General features: G+C 56.2%; 6 protein-coding genes. 4 read left to right on the forward strand and 2 right to left on the reverse strand.

Annotated features, from left to right (window positions below; translation table 11 throughout):
* Positions 1 to 39: 39 nt before the first annotated feature.
* A complete protein-coding gene (locus AWB77_RS07255; protein WP_061133752.1) occupies positions 40 to 1,791 on the forward strand; it encodes an ATP-binding protein in 1,752 nt (583 codons plus the stop codon).
* Positions 1,792 to 2,331: 540 nt separating this feature from the next.
* On the opposite strand, the gene AWB77_RS07260 is transcribed toward AWB77_RS07255, so the two are convergent.
* Positions 2,332 to 6,045 (reverse strand): hypothetical protein, encoded by a 3,714-nt coding sequence (locus AWB77_RS07260; RefSeq protein WP_061133753.1) that lies wholly within the window; start codon positions 6,043 to 6,045, stop codon positions 2,332 to 2,334.
* Positions 6,046 to 6,244: 199 nt separating this feature from the next.
* Between AWB77_RS07260 and AWB77_RS07265 the strand changes: the two genes are divergently transcribed.
* On the forward strand, positions 6,245 to 6,442 hold the full coding sequence (locus AWB77_RS07265) for a hypothetical protein (protein WP_157694769.1): 198 nt from the start codon (positions 6,245 to 6,247) through the stop codon (positions 6,440 to 6,442).
* A gap of 772 nt (positions 6,443 to 7,214) precedes the next feature.
* Here the strand turns inward: AWB77_RS07265 and AWB77_RS07270 are convergent.
* Positions 7,215 to 7,583 carry a hypothetical protein gene (locus tag AWB77_RS07270; RefSeq protein ID WP_061133755.1) on the reverse strand — a complete coding sequence of 123 codons (369 nt, stop codon included), beginning with the start codon at positions 7,581 to 7,583 and terminating at the stop codon, positions 7,215 to 7,217.
* Positions 7,584 to 8,579: 996 nt separating this feature from the next.
* On the opposite strand from AWB77_RS07270, the gene AWB77_RS07275 reads away from it, so the two are divergent.
* Positions 8,580 to 10,844, forward strand: coding sequence for a hypothetical protein (locus AWB77_RS07275; protein ID WP_157694770.1), 2,265 nt, complete (start codon positions 8,580 to 8,582; stop codon positions 10,842 to 10,844).
* Between the two features lie 619 nt (positions 10,845 to 11,463).
* Positions 11,464 to 12,285: an H-NS family nucleoid-associated regulatory protein gene (locus AWB77_RS37170; RefSeq protein ID WP_061133757.1), complete on the forward strand. Its 822-nt coding sequence runs from the start codon at positions 11,464 to 11,466 to the stop codon at positions 12,283 to 12,285.
* Positions 12,286 to 12,709: the final 424 nt, after the last annotated feature.

Consider the following 12,709-nt stretch of genomic DNA (forward strand, 5'->3'; position numbering starts at 1 on the left):
ACTGAAGGATCGCAACGAGACCGGATCCCGTTTTGCAAGATGAAAAACAACAAAGCCCGTTTTAGCGTTAATTCCCGGCTGGCACACATTCTCAGCCAGGAGTACACCTCGAGCGAGAAGGCTCTCAAAGAGCTTGTGGACAACGCTTGGGACGCCGACGCAGAGCGTGTGACCATATCATTGCCCGAGCCGATGAGCGACGCGCCGATTGTCATCTCAGACGATGGTAGCGGCATGACCACAGCGGAGTTGAATAACCACTACCTCTCGATCGCGTCGGATCGCCGCGCGAGAAGTGGCGAGCGTACCGCGCGTAAGCAGCGTTTGGTCAAAGGGCGCAAGGGTATCGGCAAGTTCGCGGGACTGATGACAGCCTCCGTGATGACGCTTGAGACCTGCGCACGAGGGACCAGGACGAGCTTCACGCTGCGACTTCAGGATTTGTTAAACGCTCACGACCTTGACATGTTGGACCTAGAGCTCGTTACGACTGTGTGCGACTCGAGCGCACATGGGACGACGATTACTCTCAGCGATCTTGACCAGCAGTTGGCGTTTCCTAGTCCCCAGCGAATTCGCCAATTGCTATTGCAAGACTATGGTCGCGAAACGGATTTTGGCATCGTTGTTGACGGGAAGCCACTTGGCGTTGACGACGTTGTCGGGACATTCAAGGACAACACCTTTTCTGTACAGAACGTGGGAGAAGTCAAGCTTCGGTTCGCGATCGCGGAGAAAAAATCGGTGTCACGGCAGCCTGGAATCGTGATACGTGTCGACGGAAAGGTGGTAGGGAAACCCTCTTTCTTCGGATTGGACGAACGCGACGATTTCCCTCCGAAGCTTTTGAAGCGTCTCTACGGTGAGATAGATGCGGATGGACTTCGAGATCACGTCACCGCCGGTTGGGACAGCCTTATCGAGAATAGCGAGCTTCTAGAGAAGGTTAGGGAAGTCGTTGCGCCCCTTGTCCTTCAGGCGTTCAAGGAGGCTCACGGCAAGGAACTGCAGCTCGCTCATGCCCGGCTGAAGCGCGAAATCAAAGAGCGGCTAGCCGCCCTTCCAGAGAACCGACGGGAATATGCCGAAAGCGCGATAAGGAAGGTGCTCGACAAATTCTACGGCGAACCGCCGGAGAAAGTGGAGCCTTTCATCCATGTCCTGCTGGAGGCAATCGAACGATCAGACTACGGTTCCGTGGTTAGGCATTTGGCGGAAGCGCGACGTAGAGATGTAGTTGCACTTGCGGAGGCGCTGGACGAGTTTGGTCTCGCCGACATGGCTTATCTCGTTGAGCAGGCGGGAGCGCGTCGAGAATTTCTTAACAATCTTGAAGCGCTCGCGAAGGATGAGAAAACCATCGAAGCGCAGATGCATAGAGCGGTCGAGCGAAATCTTTGGGTATTTGGCCCCGAGTATTCGGTATTCAGCTCGAACCAGACACTGCAGCGCCAGGTGGAGGACATGCTCGGTAAGAAGTTTACGGGATCGCGTTCAAAGAAGCGGCCCGACCTGCTGCTCAATGAGAATCTTAGTGGAGAGTGCTTGCTCGTCGAGTTCAAACGGCCATCGCACGCGTTAAACCGCGGCGATTATGAGCAAGCTACTCACTATAGACATGACTTGACGAAGCACATGGGCAAGAGGATCAAAGTGTTGTTGGTTGGTGGGGACCGTTCTCCCGACTACCCGACGAACAATACCGAGCCGGACGTCGTGGCTCATACTTTTCTAGACGTCATTGCAACAGCGAGACGTCAACTGGATTGGCAAATCCGACAGCAGCGTTGACGCCTGCTGAGCCTCGCTTCTGAAGCCCAGTGAAGGGTGCCCATGACCAGCACAAGGATCAGTTATTCCCACTTTTCTCGTATTGCGCAGATGCTACCATTGCAGTCAAAGCGATTTCGCCGCGCGTCAGCCGCGGCAAATTTTATCTTAACTACTGTCGCTCCGCGCTCAACCATACATGTCTCGTTTGGGAATCGACCGTGCGACCGGCGAGGGAAAGGATCATCCGCGCTACCTCGCCGTACCTACGCCCGTCGTGTCGCAATGCAAGCTCATAGAAACCCCCTCTGATCTGTCCGAGCTACCGCTCGGGCTCGACAGTCAACCCTTTGGTTGGGTGTTTCGCGAGGAATCCTTCGATCCGATCTAGCTCGATGCATCAGCGCGATTCCGTCGAAAAATCAGTGGCGCTCGCGTGTTTGGCTGACTGCTAGCACTGCTTGCGTACTCATGGCGCGCGGAGCTACGCCCTACAAGACGTGCGTCGCATGGGTCCAGCTGTCGTGATCAGCAACTACCTCGAGGTTGCTGCCCGCCAGCCTATGCGGTAGCGAGGTCGCAGTCCCTGAGCAATGCGATATTTGTCCCAGCAAGCCGCTTGACGATAACGTCCCAGCGTGTCTTGCCTGCATTTGAAAGAATGCCGACTTCGGACTGTTTCAATTTGGCAATGATGTTTTGAAGCAGGACAACATCGCGGCGCGCGAAATCAGCGAATTTCTTTGCCCTCGGTCGGAGATCATCTCCCGCCTTTTCGCTGGCTCTCGCATCGCGAAGCAACGCCCAGCTAAGGCCTTGCATAACACTGCACCTTTCGATAAGGAACCTGATGGTCAGTGAGTCGGAGGGATGAGTCCTGAGCAAGCTCAGTTCCGCCTCGCCAACAAATCCTAAGGCAATTTGATAGCGCCGTACAGCACCGGGAAATTGCACCGCCGTGACGCAGCGGATGGTGGATGCAGGCGCGACTCTTTGGACTGCCAGCACGTTTCTTTTGTTGCCCCGGTAGGCAATTCTTGCGAAGCGCGACTCGAGGAGCAGCATATGTGCGCGTTCGTTCTCGTTCTCGTGGAACTGTTGCGCGTAGTAGTCCAATGCTCTGCGAATCTTAGCGGTCAGGTCGAGTACGAGCATCTTTGCAGCGGGGTGGGCGGCTTGACTCGGTTTCTGCAAGATTCGGATTATCTCTAAGCCCAATCGGCCAAACATCCTCAGACCCTCTGCCGCAAGATACGGAGGTCGAGCCACTGATGCACCTCCAGGGAGGCGATTGAGAAGCTCGAAGGCGGCGAGAAAAGGTACGGTGTAACCGAGCAACTGCGCTATTGCCATGTTTTCCGTGTCTTTGGATTCCGCAGCGGCCGAACGGAAGATTCCAAGTAACACGAGGTGAGAAAAGACGTCGTCGGTATTGTCGTGTATTTTCACGTCAATCGAACCGGCTGCGCGTTCTACCCGTTCGTTAAGCTGGTCGGCCGTTGGTAGCCATGAATCTGCAGGCTTGCGCTCAGTGTCATGGAACTCGAAGAGTTGCGGAGGAATGCTGTAGCCACGCAGAAGCTTGAGGCATTCGCCACTGGAGCGCTCGCTCGTCGGACCATCAGAGAGCCCATCGATCTGAACAAGCACTTTCCCAATCACCGACTTTCCTTTCATCAGACTGTCGAAGCGATTCAGCGTGGGGCGGATCGTTCGCCAAGTGGAGCTCGGTCCGCACCGGAATGCCGCCACGCCGAGGGATATATAGTGACGAACGAGATCCTGCTCACTCAAACACTGCCTGCCGGGCAGGTCGAATGAACTATCGCATCGATAATCTAGCAGCTGCGGCGGGGCTGAATGAGCAAATAGCGGGAATATCTTGTCTTGGACGTACATTGCGACCTCAAATCTAATTAGCTCGGCACCCCATTCTGTGCGGGAAGACTCGTGGGATTTCGGGCCCAACAAAAGGTCGAACAGACCTCGATACAAGAAGTGGAACAGGTTGAATGCTTGTCGTCGGCCGCTAGCGTCGGTCATCAATTCGACCATTAGCGGAAGACAAACAAGCCCGTGATACAGAGATTCCAGCCCTCGTCGGTACGACCGTAGTGTCGTCCTACTGCTCTTCACAGAATGTCGTAAAACAAGCGTATGCTGACGATATGCTTCCTCCTGGATGATCTGGTGGCATTTAAGCGCAAGGCCCCGATGACGCTTCAGGAGCGCGACAGCCAATTCCTCTTGAACATCGGGGTGCAGGAAGTCGATAGATTCCGTCCACCACTCCTGTGCATTTGAATCTAGTGACAGCAGGTCCTCATTTGGATACTCGAAAGGATGGCGGTGAGGGTCTAGGTCGGTCCACTTCTCGTCAGGTCCGATGCTTATCAGCGGGGAAAATCTGTCGAGTGTTGTTTCAAAAAATTTGCTCCATTCCTCAGCACTGGATGGAAAGTGTTCGAATTCCCTGGTTGCAGTATCCCCGGGCTCTGCGATTCCCTCGCCTTCGAAGAACCCCAAACAGCGCATTAGTGTTGCCCGACGCATTCCGGATATCGAGAATGTAAGCAGCGCGAGGAAGCCCCGCGTTTGGGGAGCGCAAGAACCGTCGAGAAGTTCGGCCAGTCGTCCGACCATGGCTCCAAAACCCTCGAAGTCGCCTATCTTCGAGCGACGCAGTTCCGGCGCCAGTCGGCCTGTTACACCCTGTTCCATTCTGCTTATTTGCTCAAAGACAGCCAACGCAGATTCGGTCGGTTCCCAAAGCAAGTCCGGGATATCAGAGCAGGCGTCAGCCGTGTTTTTGAAGTCATTCTCCCGCAGAACCGTTGGAAGGTCCTCTACGGCGAGCGCAGCGAGCGTAAGCGAGGGTTGCTGATACTCCTGTAGTGCCCCCAATTCTGTTGTTCCAAGCACTAGGAAGTAGGACCAGTCGAAGAATTTAATATCGACCGGATCATCGATACTTTCCTTCTCCGGCTGGGTCGGCTGACTGAGGTACGCAAGGAATTCGGCAAGCGGTGAATCACCTACCGCGCGCCGTAGATTCGGTAAGACTTCGGGAGTCGGGTCCAGCCCGACGAAAATCGCGATCAGGGAACGATGTGCGAGCGCTTGTCGAATCTCAGTGATTCCGGCGTGCAGTTGCGTTTCCGACATTTCGGGAGCAACGACAACGGGCGCCTCGTCCTTCAACAATGCGAGAAAATTGTGAACTAAGTACTCCATGCCACGAAACGCCACCGGCGCGATCCATCTACCACACGGGATGACAAAGATGCTCCGCGCCGGAGGGTTGCCCGAATATTCACTCGACCTCAACGAAGAAGCGAGCAGGTCTGGCAGCGTTTCCGAGAGACGCACAGCCAATGCTTCCAGTCCCGTCGGCGCACCGGGAGCAACAATACACTGAATCGATCTGCCTTCGTTCTCTCGGCTGAGCCTTGAAACGAGGCGATCTTCCATCTCCTTGCGGGTTTCCGACTCAAAGTAAGTCCGTTTCTGCAGCATCAAGGCTTGCTCGGGATTTGCGACAAGAGCTGTGACGCCCGTTGTGATGAGCGTCAGGAACTCGTCTACAGCGGACTCGCCGAAGTGCCTTTTCTTGAGCTTGTCGGGCGACATCTTGAAGCTCGATGCCACTTGGCGGTAGCGATCGCCGAAGAAACTGTTGAGGAGGCGGCATGCCTCATCGAGTGCAGCAGTCCCATAACTGTCAACCTTGGCTTTCTCAGCGCGCTCGCGCTGCCGTTCTAATGGCGCGGCTGCAGTCAGGCCGACATTGCCCAATTGCTTGAACCAAGGTTGGAACCCGGCCCCCTTCAAAAATTCTTGGACTAACACCTCCGGTGTCCCAAATCGCTCCCTCTGTCTGCACCGCTCAAAGAAGTGATTCTTGAGAGTGCAGACGATCAGATTCCACCTGAATTGCATCCCGAGCCCAATTTCGTCATCGATTAGCATGTCACGAAAGCGCGCTATCGGATGATGGCTGGGTATGGAAACGGGAAACGAATCTGGCTCCGGTAGCACGCCCATGTCCGATTGCAGCAAGAGCGCACGCCATAAGTCACGAATGCGTGACTCGTCGTAAGGGGCCGTTTTACTGTATAACGTTGGTGCGGCAGAGCCGGCGGTGCCATCGGAGGCAAGGACATTGGACGCTGTGTTCATCGCTTCTATTCCCAGAGTTCGTTCGACGGCGTTCTCGTCAATTTCTCGCAGGGATGCCGCGGCAAAGGTTTGATAGCGCTGCTGACGCGGGAACATGCAACGCGCTTCCCTCAGCAAAGGGAAGGGTACTCTTGAACGGGCAGGGTTTCAGCAAACGTTCTCGCGGCGGGATTTCAAATTTTTTCGAAAGTTGTGTCCAATGGTTGCAAGCCGGTTGACGTCAAAGCAGCCAATCGGCCAGCGGATTCTCGACGGTGCGCCGGGAGCCGCGACCTGCTGCTGTTGGAGAACCGTCATGGATACTCACACCCTCGAAACGATCATTTCGGCGTTGCTTGAGCTGTTGATGGCCGTGTGCTACGGACTAGTCATCAAGAAGGTTGAGAAGCCGAGCCACGAAACGCTCCACCTGCTTCTCTTCGCCCTGTATCTCGCGGGCTTCGGCTGCAAGATCGTGTTTCTCGCACTCGAAGAGGTCCACTACGTTGTCTAACTGCGCAGCGGCCGCGTTCCATCCGTGAAACTGGAAAACACGCGGCCGCACCATGACAGGCGTAAGTGTGCGGCGGGTTGCAAGATTAAGCGGGGAACGAACAAAACCTTGCAAACAAGTCACGACAGTCTCTGTGCGGTGAATCACGACATGTTCCCGACGAGCAATGAGCTATCGTCGTCACACCGCCGCTTAGGCCCGTCAGATGAAATGTAAATGTAAATGTAAGAGTCGGTTGTGCGATCAGGTGGTGGTTCCGAAATATATCTTGGTGTCGTCTTAGCGCATACTCGGAATAACGCTTGCGCTCATCGTCGCTGGCATCGCGGAGCGCGCGACGTTCTCAGCCGCCTTGGCACTCATGGTGTTGTCGTTGAGGTACTTGAGTGTGCCGTCGCGCATGGTGTGGAGCCGGCCACTGCCGGACGGCTACACCAGCCTCTCTGCCGGGAGAAGCGAGCGCTACTGCCAGCGCCCTTTGGCAGAAGGGACGCGCGCGACTGCGCCGACTGCACGGTCGTGTGTATCGACTGTGGCCCTGCGGCACTCGTGGTACCGGTCGTGATCGGCAATCACGCAAGGATGTCGAGCGATTACGGCAAACACGTCCGGCGGTACCCTTGGTCCGCCTTGATGTCATCGATGAAATTTGTGTGTAAGCCTAGACACTGAAGCGCTGCGCATTCGCGCGTGTCGGACTCTTCGGGAGCTGGCAGGTCGAAGCTACTGATCCGCTGACACCCGTTGCCGCGCCGTAATGCGGGATGTCGAGTTATCGACCGGTGCCCAGTTCAAACCCGGGCACGGATCGTAATTCTGCCGGTGCGACGACGATGCTAGGAAACTTGCCCGAGAACGTGGTGACATCGTGGCCCACCACGCCAGTCTTCTTGCCGGCATCGGCAGTCGTCTTCTTGTTGTCAGTGTTGCCGCCGTCCGTTTGATCTGCCGGCTTCATGACCTGCTTCAGTGTGATAGTTAGCTTACTCCCACGGCTCGCATTCACGGTCTGTTCCATGCCCAGTTGTGGTCCCAACTGGAAACCCTTCGCAAAATCTACTGAGAGGGTGTCCTTCCCGTCTTTCGATGTGGTCAGATCCAACTCTACGTTGATAGTGTCAACGTAGAGGCCGAGATACATTTTCTTGTCGTTTAGACTTGATTTGAAATCGTATAAGCCTTCCGCAACCTGCGTTAGCGCGCTCTTCACAGAGATGTCACTAGGTTGCACGGGGGAGGGAGAAAATGCTGTGCATCCGGAAATCAGTAGTCCGAAGTATACCGCATAAATCAAATTTCTCATATCTTCCACCCAGATATCAGACGTTGGCCGATTCGGCAACAGAAATACAGGGAAATTGAGCAAACAGACAGCATCCGGTCGTGCCCTGAGCTTCTTATAGAAGAGACTCACTGGAAACGCTAACCATCCCGAGCCATGAGGATCGTGAGCATTGCGTATGCCGCTGTCGAATGAACACCGAGCAGTCGTCGTCACCTAGGTACGCCCGTTTCGCAATCGCCTATCTTGGTGACTCGGGCGCTACGCGTTGGCGACAAGTTAAGTTTTGCACTTAGTATCGAAGCTTTGTCATGCTCTTATATAAGCAGAAAGGCCGCGTAGATGTAAGGCCATCTGTTGCCTGGCGCACACTTCTTTCGACCGGATGGCATCGCCGGATTCGCGTAGATTTTGGATTGTCCGATACTAGCGCTTCGGTGGTCCCTGACGTTGTCCATGAGGCCAAATGCCTCGAATTCATCGTTCGTTTGTTCGATAAAGAACCGAGCACCGGCAGTAAGAACTGGCTCTTTTGCGACGCCCCGTAGGTCCGTGGCGCCCTTGTCTCCCGTGAGAGCGGTCCTACACCAGGTGCTCACTCGCGCAAGACCTAACCGGTGGCGACGGACCGGCCAGAGGCCTGTCTGGCCCGCGTAAAGCCACTACTATCGGCGCGTGATCATATCGCGCGACCTAATGGCGACGCGCGTTAACGGTGCAGCTGCCGAGTGTCCACGCGCACGTCAACTTTCTCCTATATTACGTTGCAGAAGCTAAGATCGCTGAGCAGAGCATTGCGAAAGAATAAGCTTGAATCTTTCTGAGGTCGCGCGTTTTCTAGACGAAGGATATTGCATGAACACCGTCACCAGGGCAGAGTCGCGCCGCACATCATGGCAGGGGAGGAAGCTAGCGCGGGGCATCATTTTTTCCGCCCCGATCATTGCGTGTATGTCCACCTTGAGTGCGTGCCAGCCAATCGCGGATTGGACCGCCGGAAAGATTTATGCAAGCTTGTCAGAGCCGTGGGAATCTGAAGCGCCGCGAACATTCACTAGTTATCCTTCGTCGCCGGAAACGCAGGCCATTATCGGCGCGGGCGGTCGTAGCCTAGATTGTTCAATCCCCTCGTGGGCCGATGTCGCATTTCGGACTCCAAGCAACAGCCTGTCCGATGTGAGATTGCGATTTCGACAAGCGTGCGTGAACCACGACTTCTGTTATCGGCACGGCTTCGCGACGTATGGTTATTCGCAAAACGATTGCGACATGATGCTGCAACAGTCGTCTTACAGACTATGCCGCCAGGTATTTCAGCGTGACTCCGTGAGCAAGCAGAGCGGCGCCGCTACCAAAGAAAAGCCGTTCGCGTTCTGCGAGGCTGAAGCGAGGAAAGTGCTGCTGGGCGTCGCGCTAGGGGGCGCTGGCTCGTACATGGGCGCTGGGCGCTCGACCTACTTCGAGTACGACCCAATGCCGAGTGTCGCCGACGACTACGTCGTAGCACGTGCTGTCCCGGCCAAGCCGCAAGCGCAGGGTTCACCAATCGATATGGGAATCCGCACTTTTTACATCAAACGCAACAGTGTTGTCATGTCCGCGCTGCGCGACCTGAACGGCATGACGATTCGTGCCGAGACGTCGAAGAGCACGGTCTTCCCGGACCAGCGTATCGCAACCCCACCCCAGTGGGTGCGGACGCCGGGCGCAGCCACCCTCGCATCGGTCGCGCGAGACAATTTTGCCGACACCAGCGTGGCCGTCTACACGTTTGATTATTCCACTCCCTTCGACGGCCATCCGTTTGGCATCCGTCGGTGCGGCGCGGATGGCGGTAGCGGACTGCGTTGTCTCGATATGGATGCGGACGCTTCCGTCAGCAAACTGGTATTGCTGGATGACGGCATTGGCCTGCTGTCACTTTCACATCGCATCGGCATTCCATTGCAGGGCAGTCCGAAGAAGCTCAGCGGGGTGACACCGACGATCATCTTGCAGCACCTAGCTGGGCCGTCAGAACCAGAGATATTGAGATTGGACTCCAGAACTGTCAGCGCTAATGCCCGATTCCTGCAACATGACGTGCTCCTTGAGTCCGATGCCAACGGCAAGAGCACGCATGCTTGGGTACTCGCTCGCGGCATGACGGTGACCATGGACGGTAAGCATTTTGAGCAGACGGACGAACACGAGCATGCGGCAAGCACCGCATCCTCGCCGTGCGATGACGCGGTTAGAAATTATCGAACATGCGTTGCGGTGGCGCGACAGGAACTGAAGGCTGGCGGGAAGGTTCAGCTCTTCGCGATTTCGCCCAGCGAGAAGAACGAGCCACTCAACATTATTCGGCTTGCCGATGGTTCCGCAGCGCTGGTTGGTCTGGAATGGAGCGCAGACGACTTCGATCGCGTTATCAATCATAAGGTGCCGAAGGACGCCGCTCGGTTCAGATTCTGGATTCCGACCAACGATGGAAACCTCAGCGAAGCCGGATTCACCGCAAGTCTGCCCGACGAGACGCGAGCGGGCTTTCTAGAGATGCCAGCAATCGTCATGAATGTGCATGGCGTCAGGGAGCCCTTGCTTATCCTCACTCGGGTCACTGCGTTGGTCGACGAAGACGAGGCCAACGCGGAAGCAGCCAATTCCCGGAGACTCCAGTTGGCGCATCTGGAGACCGTAATTTCGAAGATTGAAGGCGGATCAGGAAAGCCGCTGCGCGTCTCACGCCTTGGAAGCGCTCATTGTTCGATTCGAATAGGCGACCAGCTTCTTCTCAAAGACGTCACGGGAGCGCGACGAATCAGGCAGCACGCGAATCGTGCTTACGACAGGTCGGCGGATGCCACTATCGAATCCGGGACGCCTGCCTGGCGGCGTGGATTGCTAGAACTCGGGCAACGATGGAAGATGAGCCAGATCGTGGCGTCGGACCCGTACGAGGAAGCCCCTTCCCAAACAATAGCCCTTACCGCAGTGTTCAACGGATTCACGGATATGTCGATCCAAATGCGGCTGCGGATAGACGAAGCGAGTGCCAAGTTCGATCGGCAGCTGGGCGGCAAAGGTTTTGCTGATTGTGAGGCCGGACTCGATACGATGTTGGTTGCGATGCAATGACTTGCAAGAAGATCCCGTCCCTCGATCGACGGGTGCTTGACCGAGGGGGAGGCAAACGTGCCAGCTTGATGCTAGAGCAAGACAGCGCCGGGACGAGCCGCAATTGCCTCTAGGCCCTGCGAATATCGTCCCTATCTGCGGCGCGATTGCCGAGCGTCGGGGACAAGCAACGTCGCCGCCCCGATGGATGCCTAAGTCAGGGCCGTCAAGCGTGTCAGATGTGTACGCCCAAGTATGGCTGAACCGCTGGCTTCTTCGAAGTTCGGCGCAGCACGTTGCGCGATACAACAGACCTTCCGGTACGTCTGCTGACCCGAGATTCTCCAATCCGTACGGTCTTGGACAGTGCCGGTAAGGTCAGTCGAAGCTTACGTGTGAAGTAATTTCCTCACGAAATTCCCAACGCCATGCGTTTGCTGCGTCTTCCAGGCGACCTCTACGATGTTCAGGCTCCGACTTTTCAGTTCGTTGTCGAATGACGGGGCAGTTTATATGGTTTGATGCAAATACATGAATTCCTCAATTGAATCGGGGACGATCCAAGAGCCAGATAAACGCCTGACATTTCGCTGAATGGTGTGGCATAGTGCGGCCATCGAAACCCTAAGGAGGGGATGTGATGGCAACGCTGATTGAAATTCAGGCAAAGATCCAAAAGCTGCAGGCGCAGGCATCGGAAATTGCCAAGAAGCAATCGTCCAAGGTGCTGGCAGAGATACGAAGTCTGATGGATAAACATGGCGTGACGATTGCCCACATCGAAAGCTACCTTGGCAAATCGGGACGAGGTCAGAAGGCGCCGTCTTCGAAGTTGTCTGCGAACCCCGCAGGAGCGGAGAAGTATCGCGATCCAAAAACGGGAGCGACGTGGACTGGCCATGGCCGCGCGCCCGCGTGGATTGCGAATGCCAAGAACCGAAATCGCTTCTTGATCGATGCTGATACGACCGCGCCGCCGGTCGCCGCTTTGAAGCAGCCAAAAGCTGGGAACTATGCGCGCGGACCGCAGGCGCCTAAGTATCGCGACCCGGAAAGTGGTGCGACCTGGAGTGGCCGTGGTAAAGCTCCGGCATGGCTGGCCACCGCCAAGGACCGAACAACGTATCTTATCGACAAGGTGACCGACGAGCCTGAGATGTCCGACGCCGCTCCGGGGCAGAAGACGGCCGCTAAGAAAGGAACTGCGAAAAAGGCCGTGGCGAAGAAGGCCGTGGCGAAGAAGGCAGTGACGAGGAAGGTTGCCAGTAAAAAGGTAGTGACGAAGAAGCCGGCCGCAAAGAAAGCAGCCTCGGGGGCGGCAACCGTGAAGAAGGCGGCAGTGAAGAAGAGTACAGCTGCTGGCAAGAAGGTGCTGGCGAGGAAAGTGCCGACGACTGCAGAGGTCTCGTCGTCGGCTACTGACCAGGGAAGCGCTGAGGCGAACACGACGACGACGGCTTGATCTACACCTCAAAGTCGGCTTTGGTTGAGCCGGGAGTGCCCGCCCTGATCATAGGGAGGATGGCACGACATCGACCCGATGTTAAGTTTCCGCAAGAGGCGGAATGGCATCTGCGGCGGCCGAAGCGGCTTTGTCTTGTCTGATGCCGTTTCCAAGTTCCGCCGTAGCTCGTTTGCGGACTGCGGTCGGGAGCGGAGACGCACGTTCGGAAACGGCGAAGCGGTCGAGTCTTTCCTGTGCGCCAAAGTGGGCATATCGGGGCGCGCTCGCGAGCTGGCGATCCGCCTCCTGCAGCACTGTCTCAAATAGCGGCAGGTCGCCCGGGTCCAGCCTCCATACGCGCTCACTTTCTGCGCGTTGGACGCTGCGTTCCAAGGCGGCCTCCGCGCGCGCGTAGACAATCACGTCGGTGTCGCCGAAGCCG

The sequence above is a fragment of the Caballeronia fortuita genome (assembly GCF_001544835.2).
In the GTDB taxonomy this organism is placed as follows: Bacteria; Pseudomonadota; Gammaproteobacteria; order Burkholderiales; family Burkholderiaceae; genus Caballeronia; species Caballeronia fortuita.

Coding starts and splice junctions, on each gene's coding strand:
- AWB77_RS07255 (WP_061133752.1), top strand. CDS start 40: ATGAAAAACAACAAAGCCCGTTTTAGCGTTAATTCCCGGCTGGCACAC.
- AWB77_RS07260 (WP_061133753.1), bottom strand. CDS start 6,045: ATGTTCCCGCGTCAGCAGCGCTATCAAACCTTTGCCGCGGCATCCCTG.
- AWB77_RS07265 (WP_157694769.1), top strand. CDS start 6,245: ATGGATACTCACACCCTCGAAACGATCATTTCGGCGTTGCTTGAGCTG.
- AWB77_RS07270 (WP_061133755.1), bottom strand. CDS start 7,583: ATGTATCTCGGCCTCTACGTTGACACTATCAACGTAGAGTTGGATCTG.
- AWB77_RS07275 (WP_157694770.1), top strand. CDS start 8,580: ATGAACACCGTCACCAGGGCAGAGTCGCGCCGCACATCATGGCAGGGG.
- AWB77_RS37170 (WP_061133757.1), top strand. CDS start 11,464: ATGGCAACGCTGATTGAAATTCAGGCAAAGATCCAAAAGCTGCAGGCG.